This is a genomic window from Paenibacillus urinalis (assembly GCF_028747985.1).
GTDB classification, from domain to species: Bacteria; Bacillota; Bacilli; order Paenibacillales; family Paenibacillaceae; genus Paenibacillus; species Paenibacillus urinalis.
Genome location: NZ_CP118108.1, coordinates 402,025 through 422,733, shown reverse-complemented (window position 1 = coordinate 422,733; position 20,709 = coordinate 402,025). Strand labels below are relative to the sequence as shown.

Below are 20,709 nucleotides of genomic sequence, written 5' to 3'. Positions count from 1 at the left end.
CAAGGACCATATAATTCATGGCATTTCATATTTATATAGGGAATCAATTTCATCATCCCTTTAATGAGTTATGAAATTGATTCAACCAATAAATGTTACCCCTTCTTACAGGGTTCAATGCAAACAGGAGCAGGGATTTCAAGCTCGTACCCAGTTGGCGTAAGTCGCCCGTTTTCACTGTCTATTTTGAAGGAAATAAGGTTGTCACTGTCCTGATTGGCCGCGATCAGCAAGCCGCCCTCCAGCAGATTGAAGTTTCTTGGCGTCTTGCCTTCTGTACCTGTACACTCTACTGCGGTAAGCTCACCGCTCTCCTCATTAATATGAAACAGCGCGATTGAATCATCACCACGGTTGGATACATAGAGGAAACGACCGCAGGAGGATATGCGTATATCCGCACCTGTATTTTCTGACTGTTCCGTTTCATCCCGTGTTGAGATATGATGCGTGATCTGGAATTCTCCACGATTCTTGTTGAAGGTTAGTGCCGTAACCGTATTGTTCAGCTCATTAACGACATAAGCAAATTTCTCATTGGGATGGATCACCAAATGTCTCGGACCTGAACCGGCAGGCAGCTTCAGCTCATAATGGGTTGACAGCTTACCCTCCTGCATACGGTACACAATGATCTGATCCAGCCCAAGATCACACACGATAGCATACTCACCTGCCGGATCCGGTACGATGGAATGTGCATGCGGTCCCTCCTGCCGATCTTCACGGAAGCCCTTGCCTACATGCTCAATCTTCGCAGACATCTCCACAGGAATGGAGGATTCATCCAGCTTATATACATTGACACTTCCACTTGAGTAGTTAGCTACAAGCACATAGCTGCCGCTCTGATCTACCGAAACATAGCAAGGGTCAGCACCTTCGGTCGGTTTACGGTCCAGAAGCTGCAGCTCACTCGTCGACGGATCTATTTTATAAGTAAACAGTTCCCCTTCACCTGTCTCGCTCACCGCATACAATACTTCACCATTCGGATGCAGCGCAAGGAAGGAGGGACGCTCGATTCCCGATGCCTGGTTCACAATTCGCATCTCTCCACTATCCTTGTTCACGGCCACCAAATAAATGCCAGGGTCTGCTGCCGCAGAATAAGTCCCCGTATAGAAACAAACCTCGTCTGATTTCTTCGCTTGTGGGTTCATCATCGATCGCTCCTTATATTCATATCATCACTGGATAGACTACTGGAATTGATATTAATCTATTAACCACAAATGACTTCCATCCCTTCAAAAACAAGGCGGTTTACAAAAATTTCACGAATAGACTATTGCTCTGAAATGCATTTCATAACTTAAGATGCTTATGTAAAAGCTATGGTCAGCTGTAATCATAGACATAACTTGCAAGGAGGACATAAAATATGATACATGAAAAATCACCTTCCTTCCCGGCGGACTTTCTCTGGGGCTCTGCTTCTGCTGCCTATCAGATTGAAGGCGCTTGGAATGAAGACGGCAAGGGACCTTCCGTATGGGATCTATATACCAAAATTCCAGGCACCACCTACAAGGATACGAGCGGGGATATCGCTGTAGATCACTATCACAGATACAAGGAAGACGTACAGCTCATGGCTGAGATGGGTCTTAAATCGTACCGATTCTCGGTCAGCTGGCCAAGAATTTATCCGCATGGCACAGGTGAAGTCAACGAAGCCGGACTCGCATTCTACGACAGCCTGATTGATGAGCTGGTCGCCCACAGCATTGAACCCGTGCTGACCCTATATCATTGGGATGTGCCGCAGGCACTTCAAGACCGTTACGGCGGCTGGGAATCACGGGAAATTATCGAAGATTTCAACCAGTACTGCATCACCTTGTACAAAAGATTCGGAGACCGGGTCAAATACTGGGTGTCTCTCAATGAACAGAATCATAATACCAATCATGCGTACATGCTTGGCATGCATCCACCCGCGGTCAAGGATCGCAAACGCTTCTATGAAGCCAACCACATCATGTTCCTTGCGAATGCGCAGGCCATCACCTCCTTCCGCAAGCATGTACCGGACGGCAAGATCGGACCCAGCTTTGCGTATACTCCTTCCTATCCGGCTTCGAGTTCACCAGAAGACATGCTGGCATATGAGAATGCAGAGGAGTTCACAAGCTATTGGTGGCTTGATGTCTATTGCCGGGGTGAATATCCCAGCATTCCTTACCGCCACTTGAAACAGCAGGGACTCGCTCCTGTGTTTGAGGAAGGAGATCAGGAGCTGCTGAAGCTGGGGATGCCTGATTTTGTCGGTGTCAATTATTATCAGACCATTACGTACGAGCATAATCCGCTGCATGGCGGAGTTTCTTCAGGCAAAATGAACAATACCGGCAAGAAGGGCAGCAATGAATCAACCGGAATTCCAGGTCTATATAAGACAGCGAACAATCCTCATATTGAAAAATCGAACTGGGACTGGAATATCGATCCCATCGGTCTTCGTATCGGTATGCGCAGGATTACGAGCCGCTATGATCTCCCCATCTTTATTACGGAGAACGGTCTTGGCGAGTTCGACAAGCTGGAGTCCGGAGACCAGGTTCATGATGAATACCGGATCGCCTACCTTAAGTCCCATCTTCATCAGTGCAAGCAGGCGATTGCTGACGGGGTGGAGCTGATTGGCTATTGCAGCTGGTCCTTCACGGATCTGCTCAGCTGGCTGAACGGCTATCAGAAGAGATATGGCTTCGTCTACGTCAACCAGGATGAGGAGGGCGGCAAGGATCTTCGCCGTATCAAGAAAGACAGCTACTTCTGGTACCAGGATGTTATTAAGACGAACGGAGAAAACATCTAATTTTACAGTCAACAGGATATTCTGGGTTTACCTCGAACTGGAACTGAATGTACTACAATAACTTTGCTTCTATTAAGCCCCTTTCGAGGGGCTTTTGTGTTTGTGGATTTCGCGATAAACCGTATCCAAGGGTATAATATCGTTAGATCAGGAGGTGAAACATATAGATGGCCAATATTAAATCCATTGCCAAGCTGGCCGGTGTATCTGTAACTACCGTGTCCCGCGTGCTGAACAATCATCCATACGTCAATGAAGCAACTCGCCAGAAAGTACAGCACATTATGGAGAAGGAAGGATATAAGCCGAATTCAAGCGCGGTGCATTTGATTAAGGGTCAAACCGATCGTGTCGGGGTCATCGTCCCGAACAGCCATCCCTATTTTCAAACGATATTGTCAGGCATTATGGATGAAGCTGCCAAGTCCGGCTATGGAACGCTGCTATACCAATCTCGGTACGAGACACAAGAAGAGCTTAAAGCACTTCAGCTGCTATCTACCAAGCAGATTGACGGTCTCATCTTCTGCTCCCGTGCACTTGAGCTTGAAGCTATTGCTGCTTACGCCAAGTATGGTCCCATCGTTACTTGTGAGTATACAGAGAATGAGCAAATTGCGGCTGTCTATACCGATCATTATGAAGCCTTTCTAAAGGGAATACAGTACCTGATTCAGCACGGTCATAGGGCCATCGGTTATTGTGTGGGGCGGCCTGACAGTGCAAGCAGCCAAGCCAGGTATCTTGCTTATAAGACCCTGCTTCATGAGCAGGGAGAAGTCTTGCATCCGGAATGGATCTTCACCGATTGCACAGAGATTAAAGACGGTATCCGTGTCATTGATACCCTCATGAAGATGAAGGAACGCCCCACCGCTCTGCTCGTTACTGGCGATGAAGCGGCAGCCGGAGTCATCCTGAGAGCTCAAGCCCTCGGGCTTCGCATTCCCCAGGATCTTGCCATTATCGGCTTCGACAATCTCCCGATCTCCGAGGCACTTGGTCTCACGTCCATTGACCAGCATCTTCAGGAGATCGGAAGAGAAGCCTTTCGCACGTTCTATAACAGCAGGAATGTGGAAGTGAAGGACAATGCGCCTAGTTCCAAGACCGTCATTCCTTTTGAATTAGTTGAAAGATCCAGTGTCTAATCGCGGTAGCTTCATAGCGACTAATTCTGTGGATTTATAATGAGGGGAACTGAAATACGACCTTCCAGCGGATCATAATTCGCTAGGTTATTGTCCGCACTCCGTTGATCCTGGTCGAGTATTGAGAAGTAAAAAGTAAGCGGCTGTTCATACTCTAGGTCTGGAATGTTCATTCTGACTTTATCCACTTCAAATATGTTATCTATCGCTGGATACACCTGACCTGCCGCATCCGTATAATAATCCGAAATCTCATATTGAATTCCTTCCCAAGCAGGAAAGTAGATCGTATGATATGGACCATCTGTATGCCCAGCATAGGTGACCCCGTAGGATTCAGGCTCCATCCCCGCTGGATACTGGACAAGCGCAGGATTATTTAGATCAATAACAAAAGGAGTCTCCAAGCTGAACAGCTCCTCAACTAAGGTAAGTTGGAGTTCTTCATATGAATCCTCATAATAGATGGATGGAAAGATCAGATCATCCCCTGCAATCTCCACTACTCTGCTTCCGGATCTCGAATTCTCTCTTACCCGGTCCAGACGAACATTCTTCAGACTCTCTATCCCTCTCTCATTGAGAATATCAGGCCTCATCTTCACCCGCGTGTAGTCCGAGCTGATCGTCATGCCGTTAATATGGTAGGTCTGGCCTTCAATTGTGAAGCTCTCATCCATCGCGATCTCTTTGGCCGGCTGCTCGACCTCATGAGGATAGTCTGTTTCTAACATGACGGTATGCGTCTCATCCCCCTGAACCTCAACTTCGAATTGGAGCAAGGCACCTTCCGAAGAAACCGTGGGATTGGTTCGAACAAACGTAACAAAACCTTTCTCAGCCTGCTCTGTCTCTTCAAGAACCATCTGATTCTGCAAATAACCTAACAGCAGCAAAGTCGATCGCTCCAGAATAGATCCGTCCACGATCGAAGCAGAGACCTCGGGCTCTTTCTTTTCCAGCGTATACATTAATAATGTTTCTCTTCCATAATCAATCGCTCCGTCAATGATCAGCCGGGATCCATCATCTAATTTCATTGCATAACCGAGCTTCTCGTAATCCCCATCCGCAACCCGTGATCTGAGATACCCATCGCTGCTCGCAGTAGTATTGATTAAGCTCTCATCCGGGACGACTCTTGTGCCGGAAAAATTAAGAGACGCGTGAATCTCCTTCTCGCGGAAAGGATTAAGCACAAGGATAGCAAGGACAACTACACCAAGCGATACACCAAGCGTCCAAGCCCATACCTTCTTGTTCCTGTGCCTCGGGAGAACACCCTGCCCAGCCTGGAGTAGTCCCTTCTGTACTGCTGCCTCTGCATCATTACTCACCTCTACCGAGCTCAAGTATTCTTTTTCCTTGGAAAAGTGCTTGCGGATAAAAGACGTGACCGCTGCGACTTCGCTTTCCCCCATCTCTTTGGCCACAGCATTCAGCATCTCATCAAGCCGTCTAGAAGTTGTCTTCTCCGATCTTGATATGTATTTTGCTATCTCCGCTATGGGCTGTTCTGCAATATAAGTCAGCAGGAATACGACACTGTGTTCAAAGCTCATCTGGCTCATGAGTGTCTCCATCAATTCGGCTCGGTTGCTGCGCATCACTTGAACATGCTCACCCGCTACAGCCGGGTCACCCAGCTTATTAGAGCTAGGTGTAAGCTCATCAGATTCACCCACTGCCGTGGATGGTTCTATTGCAGCATCAGCTCCATCTGCTCTTCTTAACCGCTTAGCATAGAGCAGCATGTTACGAAACAAGGCAGTCACGAGATCCTCTCGCCGCTTCCCTGCTTTGACCTGATGCCAGGTGATGGACACCGTGGCCGATACAAGTGCATCCGCGGTGCTCCTGCTTCGGGATATCGCATAGGCTGTGACAAACAGACTTGCCGCATGACGCTTCAACAGGTGCTCATAAGCATCGAAACCCCCACTAAACGCCATTTTCTCTAAATCCCGATCGTTCATCTTATCAAAACTTTGCACCGTATCACCTCTTTTTCCTCATCCGATCACAGTCTGGGGGTCTGCCCTTATTTTTTTACCAAGGTTAAGTTAATGGCATCACCGTTGTCTATATAAGCATTCTCATCGCCGGACACTAACTTCTCGATCTGAAAGGTCAAAGGCTGCGCATAGTCATAATCAGTCACTTTATACGCCAGTCTTCCGCCCACTTGATCGATGCCTTGTGCAAAGTAGGACACACCCTCCGCATCCGAATATTGATAGTCGAGTGTATAGCTCGACTCCTCTGACGAAGGAAAGAAAATGTAGAAGAAAGCATCACTGGCAACATCCGTAATCTCAATTTCTCCATCGTACACTTCCGGTGCTTCTACAATCTCGCCGGTGTCTGTGTTTACCTCGATAACCGGATTAGCCTGCTCCCCCATTCCACTTATACTATGAAAGCTGAGTCTGATCTCAGAATAATCATCATAATACATCGAATCAAAATACCATTCGGTTTCATTCCCGAATCCTTCAATCCAGTCCTTCCCTTCACCCGTCATACTCATCAAGCTCTTTTCTATCACTGATAGAAGGGGTAAGTTTAATTGATCCATAGTTATGATAGTTGAAGAATCTGCCCCCAACTGAACAATTGTCGCATCGGTCGTCAGGCGCAGTTCATCAATATGAATGCTGCGGTCTTGAATCTCGAAGGTTTGGTTTATCTCAATATGCTTAACAGGCTTTTCCTCGAAATCAGGAACAGGCACTTCGAAGGAAGCCCATCGATATGTATCGGTATCGTCCTCCTGCACATTGGCAGGAAATACAATGGTATGCTCACTGGACAAAGAAGTGCCGCTGGACATCTGGTGTTTAGACAACAGAATTTTCCCAAATGTTCGATTTCCGTCTCCCCACATTCGCATGTTGTCCCGGTCGAATTCAGAACCAACCTCTCGATACACGTCACTCCAAAGAATGACTCGATCTGGGATTGGAGCTGCTGCACCCTCCGTATTCTCGAGCCTGTACCACAGCATCAGTCCGTCACTCGTCTGCATCGCACCGTCCACATACAGGCGAAGACCATTCTGCTCAGGCAGCACTTTTCCTATCTTGACGAAATCTCCTTCAGCCAGCCTTTGCTGCGATATGGGATCTTCCTTAAGCGTCCTTTCCCAGTAGCTCTGATCGAAGGTCTCCATTTCTTGGGGCTTCTCTGGAGCTGCTTGATATATACTGCCAAGAAGAAACAAGCCCACAAGCCCTGCTGCCACGCTCCAGATCAACCTGTTGCTTATGCTGCGCTTTGCCATTTTGCCAGTCTTGGCCTCATCCAGACCTTGCTGAACCCCTCTCTCCAGCTCGATCTCAGATATGGACAGCAGAGCTTCATGGTCCTTCCTAAAATGCTGCTTCAAGAATGCTTCGCTGATCGTCTCCTTCTGCTTCTCTGCATGTATGTTGATTCTCTGAAGAGCCTCACTTCGTTTTCGCTCAACCTGTGACTCTGAAGTAAATCCATACGATATCATTTCTTGAATATCTAACCTTGCGGCGTAACTGAGCAGGAATACAGTCCTCTCCTCGGCTCCCATACGAGACAATGCTTCTTCTACCACGAGAGCACGATGGTTCAGCATTTGACCTGGAGTATTCTGCAGAATCTCTTGTACGTCGGTTACAGCTATATCCGGTCTATCGGGTTTGCCAGCTCTGTCAGCACCGTTTAAATTACTGCTCACTGCAGATCCCCATATCTCCTTAAGCAGGAGGTTCAGCATTTTATCTTTAGCCTTTATTTTACTTCTATGATGCCAGGTCTTTGATATGGAACGGGTCATTAACTGCTGTGCTGCCGTGTTATCCCGCGATGTGATGTATGCGAGTATGTATATCTTTTTGCCATGACGCCGAACTACCTCCTCATACGCTTCAACATCACCCTGGCATGCGGTAATCGACAATTCGGAATCATTAAGGTCAGTATAAGTTCTCATAGCCCCAACTCTTTTCAATTATTGTTTAATAGAATCAATTTTAATGTTTTATGAAATTGATTCATAAGAGAGGAATATTTAATGTCTCCTCGTCTAATTTTTCGTAAACTACAGGAATCGTAATCGGCTGAGGATAATCCCCATCCTGAATGTAGTACGTGCGCCATTCTCCCTCATAACCTGTTCCGCTGGAAGCATAATAATTGCCCTCCGCATCATAAAAGTCAAATACCAGCTGTCCATTTGGTACACCCTCTAAAGAGGACAAAACCTCTTCGTTGATGTATCCCGCATCCTTAAAGTACAGCTTCATCTCAGAACCATCACCTGAACGCTTCATTTTAAAATCTCCATTGAAATGATCTGGATAACCAACTAATTTCCCCTCATCCAGATCTACTTTAAACTCTTCGGTTATGGTTACAAGTCCAGCATCCTTCACCAGTGACAGTCCACTGTAATCAAGATAATACACCGGAGGATATATCAGTGTCGTTCGCCCTTCTTCGTCAGTCTCGTAGTTCATTGACTGCCCGTTCAGGCCCAAATAACTCTGATCATTAGAACCAAGCCTCAGCCTTAAGCTGCGTAGCAGTGCCGCATCCTCCTCCTGCCTTGATTCTGGTTCAATCACAATCTTGGTATAATTTTCGGTAAGTTCAGCCTGCTTGATCATAAAAGAACGATGATTCAGCTCAAATTCCTGGTTGACCGTGATAAGCTCATGCGCCTGTGATGGCACGGATGGAACCGTTAGGCTTAGTGAGATTACTGACTCCGGACGTTCCGCATCTGCCGCATTAAAGATGACTACCCATTCCTCCGGGACTGTCTGATGAACGATATCATGCAGGCTATCGAATATCATCATCCCTTGTATTGTAGAGGGGTTCTCTGTCTGCACAATTTCATTTCCCGATCGAGTTCGCAACGTATCGCTCAAATTAAAGCTATGGCTTCCATACATATAGCCACTTAGCTTATCCGGCATTACTTGCCCATTCTTCGCAGTTAAGGTATACCAGATCAGGGTTGAATCGCCTTGTGTCATCATTCCATCAATAATCAGCTTCAGCCCGCCCTGTTCAGCCACATAGCCCAAATATTGAGCATCCCCTTCCTGCAGCCTTCTCTCCGCAACACGATCCGAGCTTACGGTGCTCAGCCAGTAGCTGTCATCCGGTACGACTCGGGTTCCTGCCCTATTAAGGGGGTCGTGAATCCCCTTTCCTCCCCAGGAATCTAGACCAACTACCAGTATTATGGCGATACCGATCACCACAACGCCTGCTGCACCCCATGTTCTCCTTAGCCGCTTGGAGAATCTGCCAGCCCTGGCATCGGTTAAACCTTGTTGAAGTGCGTCTTCCAAATTTTCATGCTCGTGTGCATAAACAGTCATGCGATCCTTCTCGAAAAAAGTATTAAGAGATGGCGATGATTCTTTCATCATCTGCTTGGCTTGCTGTAAACTGGCGGCAGCCCTCATCTCTCCTATTCCCGTAAACTTTCCGAACTCGGCAGGCATTTTGGCTAATATGTATGAAGCTTGTAACATCGTACGTTCTTCAAACGGCAGACTATTCATTTTTTGTGACAGCAAACGGTCGGTATCCCTTGTCATTTGAGAGGTAGTCTCGTCTTGCACCGTTGATGGAGAGTAAGATATCTTATTCCAAGCCGTAGCTCTATATTGCTTTCTTGCAGTAATATACATCGTTCGAAACAGGAGCTTTACAAGCTGAGCCTCATCCTTAAGTTTATTACGCTGACACCAGCTCTTCGAGATTGATTCTATGAGTAAACGTCTCCTAACCTGTTCTTCTCTGCTGTATATATAAGACCACGCATAGAGCTCCTTGCCATGACGCCGAACTAACTCCTCATACGCTTCAATATCACCCTGGCATGCGGCAATCGACAATTCGGAATCCTCCATCTGTAGGTATAAGTCCATGTCTGATCTCATAGGTCACTTCCTCTATTTTAAGAATGCGGAATAGCAGCTGCTTTCATTGTATATTAAAATCCATTTTAAGGTAAAATAATCCTTCTGAGTACTATTAATGGAAAATAAAAAAAGACCCGGTACCCGACCGGATCTTTCATAAACCATAGGCTTAGGTTAAATCTCTATTCTTCCATCTATCCTCCAAGCGATGCTTCACTTCCGCAAGGGTAATGCTGTCCAGATATTGCTCCACCACGTGCTCTCCGTCATGATATATGGTACCCATGACATCCTTGATATTAGAGGATACCATGCAGCTGGAGTCCTCATCCCCCGAACGCCAATGAGGCCCAAAGGATCCTAACGCAAACAAGCGATACAAATCACCAAGTCTCACTTCATCCGGCTTGCTGTTCAGCATATAACCGCCGTGAGCCCCTTCCTTTGTCATTACATACTGATGCTTGCGCAGCACACTAAGCACTTTGCGTACTCTGGCAGGATGCGTCGATACACTCTCTGCAATGTCCTCGCTATTTGCTATGCGTCCTTCACGGATACCCAAAAACAACAGGCAATGCACTGCAATCGTGAACTCACTGTTCATTACCCTGACCTCCTGTATTAGCGCTCAAAGCTTCCTGTCTCCCGTTTCTTTATCATTTAGTTATGCCCTGAAATCGTCTATAAATCTCGGACTCATCCTTCGTATATATCATAAGTTAAGATAAACGCACTTCCCAGCAACTGTTATTCTATTGATAACAGTTTTGTTTGTCAAGTTTACATCCAATCCAATACTTACAAATAAAAAGAGTCCACAGATTCTTATGGATCTGTATAGACTCTTCTTTGTCAAATTTCATATCGATCAAACCCGGTTACTCTCAATATCAGACAAAATCGTCTTCATCAACGGAATATAGATATTCCAATAAAAAGCATTCGGGCTGGAATTAGGCACAAAGAGGCCCACAAACTGATCCCAGCCTTTATATTGAACCATGAAGGGAGAGACTGTTCGCTCTGCAAAATCACCCGCAAAATAATAAGATTGATGCGATTTCTGCTCCTTATGAATAATGGCCGGAAACTGCGCAGGGACTCCCGCTGTTCTCAGCTTCTCCGAACCGGAGCTTGTTAATTCGAGCTTATAATCCGCTACAGTCTCCGTGCCTGGCTTGGGAGTAACAACCTCAAACCATTGATGATAGCGGGCTGATCTTTCAACATTGTATTTATCACTGTTTTCTTTGGAGAAGGAGATGGACATGCCCGGCTCCCTTAGATCTTGTCTATCGAGCACAATGACCTCCCCTTCATGATGAACGAGTACCATCCCTGTGCCGCTGTAGGACCATTCCTTGCCTGTCTGTCCTGTATAATTCTCCATGATATGGAGGGGCACTTCTGTTGATAAATTCTCATAAAATTTCCCTGCCCAGCCCTTCCATTCCACACCCAGCATCTTCTGCAGCTGCCTGCTGACAGATTCTGCTGTTGGGGCTGCCAGTATACTGTGTTCAGCAATAATTGTTGTTCCTGTCATAGCAGCAGCCTGAATTTTTTGGACATCTGTCAAATTCATGCCGCCGTACACCAGCTGCTCGATTTGCTCCTCCCTTTCTTCCTGCGAACGTACAGATTCATAGATGCCATAGGAGTCTGCAAGATAGATCAGATCGGTTCCGCGAAGTGTAGCAGGCAAACGCCTCATTCGTTCATCTCCGACTTTGTGAGGATGGTATCCATAATAAGATTCATCATATGCGTATCCCGCTCCGTTATGATCCACAACCTTCTGCTGATTGAGCAGCCAGGTCAAGCCTTTATGCTCACGGTATGTAATGTCCGGAACGGTCTTATCTACAATCACAACATCAATAACCCGGCTCGGGGCCGCTCTCCATTGAATCCAGGGGAAAGTGAGAAGCAGCAATACACCAACCAAAATCGCAAGTCCTGCTTTGAGCTTCCATTCCCTTGGTCTCACTTCTCTTTTCCCCCTTTAATAGAAAGTATATATACGTAGAGGCCTGCTTCATCAAAATATAGAAGTACTCTCCTAGTATATGACCTGTTTCCGCAAATTGGAAGAAAAGTTCTTGATCATTCGATAATTTTCTACAAATTCCTACAACAACGTATTCTCGATTAGATCTCGTTCTATATAACTCTTATATTTCACGGGATATACTTACAGTATTTCTAGGGAATTATGATATACTAATGAAAAATGATTTCCAATTAGAGAGAGGTCCTGTACGTGGCTATAAACTCCTCATTTCTCCAGATCGCAGCAACAGTCGGTATGATCTTTATTGCTGTGAGCGCTATCTTTATCCGTATGAAGGCCGCCAATCGGCCAATTAACAAGAAAAGAATCATTATTCCGCCGCTCGGCATGAGCACGGGATTTCTTATGTTTGTTGTGCCGGACACGCATATTCCATGGCTGTGGGCACTCATTGCGTTTCTGGTCGGCTGGTTTATCTTCTCGTATCCGCTGATCAAGAGCACCAAGTTTGAAGTTAGAGACGGAGCGGTCTTTGTTACCAGCTCGAAGAGCTTCATGTTCATTCTGGTCGGTCTTCTGATCGTCAGACTTGTGCTGCATGAAGTCGTTTATCAGTATATATCCGTTGTGCAGACAGGAGCCGTCTTCTTCATTCTAGCCTTCGGCATGCTGCTCCACTGGAGACTGTATATGCTGAAGCATTACAACGAAACCTTCGGTTCGTCCTTTGAACCTTCAGCTAAGCAGTAACGATGTATGTATTCATCGTGAGGTAACAGGCTCATTCGATCAACTATGATTCATTTCATTTCAAAAAGCTCAGTACAAAGGATGAATTTTCTCCTGCTTGTGCTGAGCTTTTGTATTAGAGAGATACTCCTTCCAAATAATAAAGAGCAGCATCCCTTCATATGGAGGATAGAAGGAACGCTGCTCTCTATTTATGCGGCCGTATGGCCTTGAATGATCTTGGGGGCAGCAAGCTTCCCTGCTGCAGGTCATTCTTCTTATTGCTCGGTTAGAATAACCGGGCCGTCTGCTGTAATGGCAATCGTATGCTCGTACTGTGCAGACAATTCGCCGTCCTGTGTACGGGCTGTCCATCCGTCACTGTCCAGCTTGCTGCGGAAGGTGCCGACATTCAGCATCGGCTCAATCGTAATGACCATGCCTTCCTTCAGACGCGGTCCGCGTCCGGCGGGTCCATAATGAGGCACTTGGGGCTCTTCATGCATATCCTGACCGATCCCATGCCCAATGAATTCCCGAACGACCGAGAATCCTTCGCCCTCGGCATATACCTGGATCGCGTTGGAAATATCCCCGATCCGGTTGCCAAGAACGGCTTTTTCAATACCCTTGTACAGGGATTCTTTGGTCACATCCAGCAGCTTCTGCGCCTGCTCGGATACGTTACCTACCGCATAAGACCAAGCGGAATCCGCCAGCCAGCCGTCTAGATTAACGACCATATCCACCGTTACGATATCCCCGTCCTTCAGCGCGTATTTTCCAGGGAACCCATGGCAGATTACATCATTAACCGAAGCGCAGGTCGCATACGGATAACCGTTGTAGCCCTTCTGCTCCGGAGTCGCTCCATGCTTCTTCATGAAGCTCTCTGCAAATGCATCAATCTCTTGGGTCTGAATGCCAGGGCGAATGAGCCCGGCAATCTCTCTATGGCAAGCAGCGAGAATCTCGCCAGCCTTCTTCATGTACTGTATTTCATCTTTGCTCTTCAAAATAATCATTTATGGCTCTCCTTGTCGCTAGTATCAATCACTCCTTTCTATTGTAACTCTAATACTGTAAAAATAAAAACAAATTCCTATGCTTTAGGCGGTCCTGTATCTTGATTCGTCACTTTTTGATGCAGGGTGGAGTGGATGAATATTCGCATCATCATCACGCCTCCCTCCTACTCTTTGGGAGCAATCCGAACAACATCCTCAGTGAATGTCCCCTCTGCTTGGGCTTTGGCTTCTGATTACGCCCCTGATAGCTTCGCAAATTCGTGATCAGCTGACGGTCTCGATCCTCATCCAGCTTCTCCTTGATCCATAAGCGCTGTTCTTCTACCTGCTCCTGCAGCTGTTCATTCTGCTTCATCAGCTTCGTTTGCTCACGTTCAAGCTCAGCCATGCGTTCCTGCAGAATTTGCCACTCCGAATTGAGCTGCTTAACTTGCTCCTGCTCGACTCCGGCCTTCTGGAGAACCTTCTCCTGCTCAATGAGGGGTGAGTGTGCACTTGTCTGTTCTATATCCGAGCCATCCTTGGCCGCTGCAGCCATCTCATGATTCAGCTCCATAACGAGTACAGCTGCATCATTCAGCGGCAGGTTTTGCTCTCTCATCAAATTCATCATTTCCTTAATCCGCTCTATTTCAAGCGTTCCGAACAGTCTCGATTTATTCGCAGCCCGTTCAAAACGATGTCCATGCTCCTCCAGCGCAGCCGCATATTTGCGGAGTGTGCTTGCGCCGATCCCCAGTTCCTTAGCCGTTTCCGTCGTAGCTCCTGCTTCATTCATATTCAAATGCATATTCATTATCATTCCCTCCCGAATTTTTTAGGGTCTAATAAATCATTAACGTATGCCGACAGTAATCAAACTTCATACTACCTGTTTAAGAAACAGCACTATTTCTTCCGCTTGATCAGGGCGGACACAGCGAAATAGTTGTCTGTGAGATAAGCAATTCGCCTTTCTACCCTTCAATCCCTTTGGCATATTTCTTCTAAGAATGTGGTATCGTAAGAAGTTTTGTCAGGGTGGAATTACGACGTTACCCTACGTTCTTTCGACACATTCTATAAATTTACAAAGGAATATGAAGCAGAATTTTCAGTCCACGTCACCTATTTGTAATAAATGTTCACTTGATTTGCCCTATAACCTAAATTTCCATTGCTGTTCAGGAGAAAATTATGTTATCTTATGTAACGTTGAATAGGTATATGCATAAAATACAATTATAGATGATAGGATGATAACGATATGGAGACAGGGGGCAGGCAGATTATGCGAAATCGAACAGGAAAAGTGGCGATTGTTGGAGCGGGTCTTGTCGGATCAAGCGCAGCTTATTCCATGATTAATCAGGCGATCGCAGGAGAAATTATGCTCATTGGCCGCACTTATGAGAAGGCGTTTGGGCAAGCGCTCGACTTGTCCCACAGCATGGATTTTACGTATCAGCGCACCAAGGTCCATGCTGGAACTTATGCGGATTGCAAGGATATGGATGTCATTGTCCTGACGGCAGGAGCTAATATCAAACCTGGTCAGACCCGGCTTGATATTCTGGAAGAAGCTGAGATTATAACGAAGGATATCGTTCAGCCTATTATGGAAAGCGGCTTTAACGGTGTATTTGTCGTTGCGGCGAATCCTGTGGACATTATTACGTATCTGGTGTGGAAGCTGTCCGGACTGCCGCGGAATCAGGTCATTGGCACAGGCACATCCATTGACTCATCGAGGCTTAAGACGATCCTGTCCGAAGTGTTCTCGATCGACCCGCGCAGCGTTCACGGCTATGCTCTTGGCGAGCATGGAGAATCCCAATTTGTCGCCTGGTCTCATGTCACAATTGGAGGTAAGCCAATTCTGCATATTCTTGACCAGCATAAAGAGAGATTCAAAACACTGGATCTTGAGGATATTGCACGCAAGACCCGAGATGCAGGCTGGGAGATCTTCACCCGCAAAGGCTCCACCCAATTTGGCATTGGCAGCGCCATCGCTTTTATTACCCGTTCCATTCTAACGGATGATCATAAGATCATAGCGGTGTCCGCGATTCTGGACGGTGAGTACGGCGAGACGGACATGTGCATCGGGGTTCCGGCTATTATCGGCAGCGACGGAATTAAGGAGCTGCTTGAATTAAACCTGAGCTCGGAAGAAATGGTCAAGTTCAAGCACTCTTGCCAAGTTCTTAGAAACAACATCAACAACTTAACGATCGACGATATCGCAATGCGCTAAAATACTTGATTGGAAGCTGTGCAGAATAAATTACAGGGCTGCTTATTACGCTGGTTAGCGAATAGCAGCCCTGTTTTGATTATAACTCTACCAGTTAAATCCCCTCTATGAATTCCAGCAGCGCTTCGCTCACCGATTCCACAGTATCGTCAAATTTCCTTCCGTCTGAAATACACGACCCCAAGGAGTATAAAGAACAGTGCACTGCCCAATACGACAGGCAATATGGTTGACATTGGCACCATAAATGCACCAAAACTATATTCTTCTCTCGGCATCATGAGCAGGAAGGGCTGCGCCCACGGATAATACGGGGCAATGTCGCTGGAGTTCACGATCAGCAGGTTCGGGATCGTCAGCATAAAATTAATGCCGAGCGGCGCACCAAAGCTGCTCCACATCAAGGATACGAGCAGCTGCAGTGCTGCAAGAGGCAGTACAGCCAGCCACCCCGCACCTACACTTTGCAGGAGCATCCCCCATGGAATTTCATTGTTCAGCCCGTGATAAGCACCTGCCGCAAGCAAACTGAGCAAGAGCAGCAGCTGGATGACCAGAATTAACACCATGATGACCGTCAGCTTGGCTGCATAGAAAGTGGACCGGCTCACCGGGAGTACTAATACCTGCTTCCAGCCACCCGCCGCATGCTCAAACCTGCAGATAAAAGAAGCGAATATTCCAGTGAAGATCGGAAGAAACAGCATCGCATGAAAAGTAGACTGGGAAGCTACCAGATCCCAATAACCGGCTGGCTCCGCAATAAATCCTAACAGCAGAGCAATGGCTGGACTGACGAGCACCAGCAGCCAGACCCACGATTTCATGATTTTTAGTCTTTCCGCAGATAGGAGACGCAAGTATGCACGCATGGTCAGGCCACCTCCTTTTTACCGAATACCGACATTCCGGCCAGAAGCAGTACTACGCCAAGACCAAGACCGAATAAAGCCAGCTTCTCTCCATCCGGCAGCATAATGCTGAACATCGGCCAGGAGAGCGGCACAAATTCGGGAAGCTGGGCGCTGAACAAGCCCATGATCGCAAGTGTAATCCCGATGGTCACAGACAAGGCCTGATTCTCATACGTCATCGTCAGCATAAACAAGAGTGCAATCATCGGCGAAGATGCTGCAAGCGGAAGAAAGCATAGCTTCAGCAGATCAAGCCAGGGAATATGCATATTGAATCCAAGGGCCAGTCCAAGAAGAATAACGCCAATGTACAGCAATACACATGAGCACAGCAGCAGCAGCAAAATGACAGAAAACTTGGATAAATACACCTTCCATCTGGATACGGGAAGAGCAAGCAGCTGCTTCCAGGAGCCCTGCTGATACTCTACCCCTGCCAGCATGGAGCTCAGAATGGTAGCGCCAAGAAGAATGGCCAGGGGGACAAAAGGTTCGAAATTGTAGAGTAATCCATCCCACATTCCCTCTTCACCGTACAATCCCTGCAAATAATCCAGACGAAGTCCAAAATTGAGGGCATTCATTGCAACCAGCCCGATGGGAGCTAGAAAGACGAGAAACCATAAGCCTTTTTTTCGTATCTTGAGAAGATCACTATTCAACAGCCGCATCATCATTTAACGACCCCTCCAACTACTTCGAGGAAGAAGTCCTCCAGCGACTGTCTATGCTCCTCAACCCGGTATATGCTGTGATCCTGCTCCACCAATCGGCGGACCAGCGCGGCAATGAGATGATCGTCCATATGGTTGAACGTCAGCCTTGCTCCTTCGACCTGTCCCCATTGTCCAAGCTCTCTTGCAATGTGCAGAGCAGCTTCTGCATCAGATACGGTGAGACGGATCGTGCTTCCAGCCTCTTGGTGCAGCCGCTCAATCGTATTTTGAAATACAAGCTGTCCTTCGCGAATAATACCAACAGTGCTTGCCATCTGCTCCACTTCGCTGAGCAAGTGGCTGGAGACCAGCACGGTGATACCGTACTCCTGCGGCATTCGTTTGATAAGCTCACGAATCTCCTGAATTCCTGAAGGATCAAGCCCATTTGTCGGCTCATCCAGGATGAGCAGCTCGGGATTACCAAGCAGCGCATTTGCAATACCGAGCCTCTGCTTCATTCCGAGAGAATACCCCTTCACCGGACGATTGGCATCCTTCGTCAGATCCACAATACGCAGTACTTCGTCGATTCTCGATTTTGGGACATCCAGCAAAAGACGGCTCGTCTCCAAATTTTGAATAGCATTCAAATGGCCATAGTAGGATGGATACTCGACCAGGGAACCCACCTTCCGGAGAATTTCCATCCGGTGGTTCCGGATATCCTTGCCGAAGATACGGATATATCCCTTCGTCGGTTTAATAAGACCGAGCAGCATCCGAATCATCGTTGTTTTTCCAGCGCCGTTCGGTCCCAGGAAGCCGTAAATTTCACCTTTCTTTATTTGCAAGCTGAGCTCTTTGACCGCTGCCTTGCCGCGGTATGTCTTCCACACATCAGCTGTTTCAATCATCCATTCATTCATTTGTTTATCACCTCGGGAACTATCATAACGCTCCCGGTTTAAGGTGAAGTAGGTACGAAGTTTAAGTTTTGTTTAAATTATACTAATCACGGCTATCACTAGAGCGCGGCCCAATCATGATGCTTGTCCCCTGTTCAGAGCTTTCTGTTTCCCGTTCGAGCTCCATTCCTTCAAGCAGCAAATCCACGATTCGCAGGCCGATCCCTGCACCGGCTGACGCAGAATCTCTGCTTATGCCAGGTCCATGATCCTCGATCACAATGCATGCCTTGCCAAGATGCTGTGCTGTTGCCACTCTCACATACCTGCCTGAATTGGCATGACGCATAATATTCTGAAACAGGTTGTCCAGTACGCGGCGGAAGCCTTGAATATCGACATTCCATATCAACGGCTGCTCGCTGAGCTCAATATCAATGGTAAACCCAGCAGATTCCCATAACGGATACCAAGCCGCTGTGCTCTCTCTTACAATCCGGACCACATCCGCTTGCTGCAGCTTCATCGTATACTTTCCGCTCGACAGTAAATTATAGGACAGCAGGTTGTCGATTAATCCCCCAAGGTCGTCAATCTTCCCCTCTATTCGGTGAAGAGATTCCTGTCCATTCGCTGTGAGCGGCTCTTTATGAAGCGCATGCAGATGTCCGCGTACGACAGTCAGCGGCGTTCTCAGATCATGTGACAGGTCAGCGATCAAATTTTTACGCAGCTGCTCCTCCTCCTGCTGTCTCCCTCTGCTGTCTCTAAGCTGATGTACCATCCCATTGAATGACTTCTCCAGCTGTCCAATTTCGTCCGGCTGTCTGACCTCCACCGGCAGCGGAATACCGTCAGCGCCAGGCGTGGACACTGCGTTCTCTAGCCTTGTCAGCCGCTTGCTGATGCGCCGGAAGAATGACCAGGAGATGAGCATAAACAGCCCTAAAATGATGATCATAGCGAGTGTGTTATAGATCGCCCAGCCTCCCGTGTCAGAAGAGCGGCTCAGCACCTCCCTTGGCAGCGCGAGGGATATAAATCCTTCACCCAGATCCTCCTGCCCGCCTCCGATAAAGGCTACGACAGTATAGACCTCCGTGTTATTTTGTGCATTCTTCATATATTCCACAGCATCAGAAGGCTCCCAGCGGGATTGAATCTGCAGGGTGTCCGGCTTCTTGAAGCTGGTCATACCCGTATCATCCACCCAGAGAATCGTCGATTCCTTATAATGCTCGCCAAGCTCTGCCAGCCTCAACTTAACGCTGTCCTCCGGCAATCCGCTGAGCTTCTTCGCTTCTTCATGCCAGTCCGTTTCGATCTGAATGGAATTGCCGTAAGGCAGATTATCGTTATTTGCCGAGTTGACAAATGGATACAGAATGCCGAAGAGAAGCCCTGTCGACATAAAGGCGATCGGCAGGAACACCATCGCAACGATGACGATCAGCAGATATCGCGACATCAGTGAATTTTTAAAATGAATCCTCCCATTGCGTTGGCGAAGCCCTCGTTCGTTCTTCTCGCCTTCTCTAAGGTCTTGTCTCATCCTGTAGCTCATGCCTTCACCCGGTAGCCTACACCCCTGATCGTCTCAATAATTTTGGGTTCAGCCGGATCCTGCTCCAATTTCTCTCGCAAGTGACGAATATGGACCATAAGCGTCTTGTCACCTTCCATATATGGCTCACCCCATACGGCTTCATAGATCTGCTCTTTTGTTTTGATCTGCCCCAAATGTCTCAGTAAATAATTAAAAATATGAAACTGCTTGCCGGTAAGCACAATTTCTTCATTCACTGATGTATCGATGATTCGCTGTTCGTCCATATAAACATTCAAATGATCTAGCACGATGTGCTCAGAACGGGGCAGTGCCTGTCCATTTCGCCGAAGCAGCACCTCTACTCTGGCCGCAAGCTCATCCGGATGAAAGGGCTTGGTCAAATAATCATCGGCAAATTCGAGTCCCTGCAGCTTGTCATCAATGGACGTTCGTGCAGAGAGCATCAAGATCGGCAGCTCCGGAAGCTCTTTCTTAAGCCGCTGGCCAACAGTGAAGCCATCAAGTCCGGGCAGCATAACATCCAGAATGGCCAGATGCGTCCCATGTGCCATGGAGACAGCCTTCTCTCCGCTCTTTAACCAGAGCACATCATAACCCCGGTCCTCAAGATCCGCCCTTACCAGATTCCCGATTTCGATATCATCCTCAATATAGAGCAGTGTTGTCATTCCAGTAACACCTCGTTTATAAAATATGTACGCGCTTCATTGCAGAAACCAGGATCTGCATGGTATATTACAAAATGAAGCAAATCT

17 protein-coding genes are annotated in these 20,709 nt (G+C 47.3%); 4 read left to right on the top strand and 13 right to left on the bottom strand.

Annotation, left to right across the window (positions count from 1 at the left end; genetic code table 11):
- Positions 1-95 precede the first annotated feature (95 nt).
- On the bottom strand, positions 96-1,166 hold the full coding sequence (locus tag PUW25_RS01995; RefSeq protein WP_238546337.1) for a lactonase family protein: 1,071 nt from the start codon (positions 1,164-1,166) through the stop codon (positions 96-98).
- Between the two features lie 218 nt (positions 1,167-1,384).
- Between PUW25_RS01995 and PUW25_RS01990 the strand changes: the two genes are divergently transcribed.
- Complete coding sequence (locus PUW25_RS01990) at positions 1,385-2,824, top strand: glycoside hydrolase family 1 protein (RefSeq protein ID WP_047911417.1); 1,440 nt, start codon at positions 1,385-1,387, stop codon at positions 2,822-2,824.
- 167 nt (positions 2,825-2,991) lie between these two features.
- Positions 2,992-3,975, top strand: coding sequence for a LacI family DNA-binding transcriptional regulator (locus PUW25_RS01985; RefSeq protein ID WP_047911416.1), 984 nt, complete (start codon positions 2,992-2,994; stop codon positions 3,973-3,975).
- Positions 3,976-3,995: 20 nt separating this feature from the next.
- On the opposite strand, the gene PUW25_RS01980 is transcribed toward PUW25_RS01985, so the two are convergent.
- The 5 genes from PUW25_RS01980 to PUW25_RS01960 form a co-directional block, all read right to left on the bottom strand.
- Positions 3,996-5,969, bottom strand: coding sequence for an RNA polymerase sigma factor (locus tag PUW25_RS01980; protein ID WP_047911415.1), 1,974 nt, complete (start codon positions 5,967-5,969; stop codon positions 3,996-3,998).
- Positions 5,970-6,016: 47 nt separating this feature from the next.
- A complete protein-coding gene (locus PUW25_RS01975; RefSeq protein ID WP_047911414.1) occupies positions 6,017-7,942 on the bottom strand; it encodes an RNA polymerase sigma factor in 1,926 nt (641 codons plus the stop codon).
- 61 nt (positions 7,943-8,003) lie between these two features.
- Positions 8,004-9,911: a sigma-70 family RNA polymerase sigma factor gene (locus tag PUW25_RS01970; RefSeq protein ID WP_274337949.1), complete on the bottom strand. Its 1,908-nt coding sequence runs from the start codon at positions 9,909-9,911 to the stop codon at positions 8,004-8,006.
- Positions 9,912-10,062: 151 nt separating this feature from the next.
- A complete protein-coding gene (locus PUW25_RS01965) occupies positions 10,063-10,500 on the bottom strand; it encodes an RrF2 family transcriptional regulator (protein ID WP_047911413.1) in 438 nt (145 codons plus the stop codon).
- Positions 10,501-10,764: 264 nt separating this feature from the next.
- Positions 10,765-11,886, bottom strand: a complete 1,122-nt coding sequence (locus PUW25_RS01960; protein WP_047911412.1) for a hypothetical protein — start codon at positions 11,884-11,886, stop codon at positions 10,765-10,767.
- 273 nt (positions 11,887-12,159) lie between these two features.
- Here PUW25_RS01960 and PUW25_RS01955 point away from each other — a divergent pair, with 273 nt between their 5' ends.
- Positions 12,160-12,660, top strand: coding sequence for a CcdC family protein (locus PUW25_RS01955; RefSeq protein WP_274520934.1), 501 nt, complete (start codon positions 12,160-12,162; stop codon positions 12,658-12,660).
- 257 nt (positions 12,661-12,917) lie between these two features.
- On the opposite strand, the gene map is transcribed toward PUW25_RS01955, so the two are convergent.
- A complete protein-coding gene (gene map / locus PUW25_RS01950; RefSeq protein WP_047911411.1) occupies positions 12,918-13,664 on the bottom strand; it encodes a type I methionyl aminopeptidase in 747 nt (248 codons plus the stop codon).
- Positions 13,665-13,818: 154 nt separating this feature from the next.
- Positions 13,819-14,463 (bottom strand): hypothetical protein, encoded by a 645-nt coding sequence (locus tag PUW25_RS01945; protein WP_047911410.1) that lies wholly within the window; start codon positions 14,461-14,463, stop codon positions 13,819-13,821.
- Between the two features lie 474 nt (positions 14,464-14,937).
- Between PUW25_RS01945 and PUW25_RS01940 the strand changes: the two genes are divergently transcribed.
- Positions 14,938-15,906, top strand: coding sequence for an L-lactate dehydrogenase (locus tag PUW25_RS01940; RefSeq protein WP_047911642.1), 969 nt, complete (start codon positions 14,938-14,940; stop codon positions 15,904-15,906).
- Between the two features lie 149 nt (positions 15,907-16,055).
- On the opposite strand, the gene PUW25_RS01935 is transcribed toward PUW25_RS01940, so the two are convergent.
- The 5 genes from PUW25_RS01935 to PUW25_RS01915 all read right to left on the bottom strand — a co-directional run bounded on the left by PUW25_RS01935 (position 16,056) and on the right by PUW25_RS01915 (position 20,622).
- Positions 16,056-16,778, bottom strand: coding sequence for an ABC transporter permease (locus PUW25_RS01935; RefSeq protein WP_047911409.1), 723 nt, complete (start codon positions 16,776-16,778; stop codon positions 16,056-16,058).
- Between the two features lie 2 nt (positions 16,779-16,780).
- Positions 16,781-17,497 (bottom strand): ABC transporter permease, encoded by a 717-nt coding sequence (locus PUW25_RS01930; protein ID WP_047911408.1) that lies wholly within the window; start codon positions 17,495-17,497, stop codon positions 16,781-16,783.
- On the bottom strand, positions 17,494-18,405 hold the full coding sequence (locus PUW25_RS01925) for an ABC transporter ATP-binding protein (protein ID WP_047911407.1): 912 nt from the start codon (positions 18,403-18,405) through the stop codon (positions 17,494-17,496). Before PUW25_RS01925 ends, PUW25_RS01930 begins: the two co-directional genes overlap by 4 nt.
- Before the next feature lie 82 nt (positions 18,406-18,487).
- Positions 18,488-19,936 (bottom strand): sensor histidine kinase, encoded by a 1,449-nt coding sequence (locus PUW25_RS01920; RefSeq protein ID WP_238546336.1) that lies wholly within the window; start codon positions 19,934-19,936, stop codon positions 18,488-18,490.
- Positions 19,937-19,944: 8 nt separating this feature from the next.
- The gene (locus PUW25_RS01915) at positions 19,945-20,622 is read right to left on the bottom strand and encodes a response regulator transcription factor (RefSeq protein ID WP_047911405.1); all 678 of its coding nucleotides are present in this window, start codon (positions 20,620-20,622) and stop codon (positions 19,945-19,947) included.
- Positions 20,623-20,709: the final 87 nt, after the last annotated feature.

Bases quoted from the DNA above. Each gene is read 5' to 3' on its own strand.
- PUW25_RS01995 (WP_238546337.1), bottom strand. From the start codon at position 1,166: ATGATGAACCCACAAGCGAAGAAATCAGACGAGGTTTGTTTCTATACG.
- PUW25_RS01990 (WP_047911417.1), top strand. From the start codon at position 1,385: ATGATACATGAAAAATCACCTTCCTTCCCGGCGGACTTTCTCTGGGGC.
- PUW25_RS01985 (WP_047911416.1), top strand. From the start codon at position 2,992: ATGGCCAATATTAAATCCATTGCCAAGCTGGCCGGTGTATCTGTAACT.
- PUW25_RS01975 (WP_047911414.1), bottom strand. From the start codon at position 7,942: ATGAGAACTTATACTGACCTTAATGATTCCGAATTGTCGATTACCGCA.
- PUW25_RS01970 (WP_274337949.1), bottom strand. From the start codon at position 9,911: ATGAGATCAGACATGGACTTATACCTACAGATGGAGGATTCCGAATTG.
- PUW25_RS01965 (WP_047911413.1), bottom strand. From the start codon at position 10,500: ATGAACAGTGAGTTCACGATTGCAGTGCATTGCCTGTTGTTTTTGGGT.
- map (WP_047911411.1), bottom strand. From the start codon at position 13,664: ATGATTATTTTGAAGAGCAAAGATGAAATACAGTACATGAAGAAGGCT.
- PUW25_RS01945 (WP_047911410.1), bottom strand. From the start codon at position 14,463: ATGAATATGCATTTGAATATGAATGAAGCAGGAGCTACGACGGAAACG.
- PUW25_RS01940 (WP_047911642.1), top strand. From the start codon at position 14,938: ATGCGAAATCGAACAGGAAAAGTGGCGATTGTTGGAGCGGGTCTTGTC.
- PUW25_RS01935 (WP_047911409.1), bottom strand. From the start codon at position 16,778: ATGCGTGCATACTTGCGTCTCCTATCTGCGGAAAGACTAAAAATCATG.
- PUW25_RS01930 (WP_047911408.1), bottom strand. From the start codon at position 17,497: ATGATGATGCGGCTGTTGAATAGTGATCTTCTCAAGATACGAAAAAAA.
- PUW25_RS01925 (WP_047911407.1), bottom strand. From the start codon at position 18,405: ATGAATGAATGGATGATTGAAACAGCTGATGTGTGGAAGACATACCGC.
- PUW25_RS01920 (WP_238546336.1), bottom strand. From the start codon at position 19,936: ATGAGACAAGACCTTAGAGAAGGCGAGAAGAACGAACGAGGGCTTCGC.
- PUW25_RS01915 (WP_047911405.1), bottom strand. From the start codon at position 20,622: ATGACAACACTGCTCTATATTGAGGATGATATCGAAATCGGGAATCTG.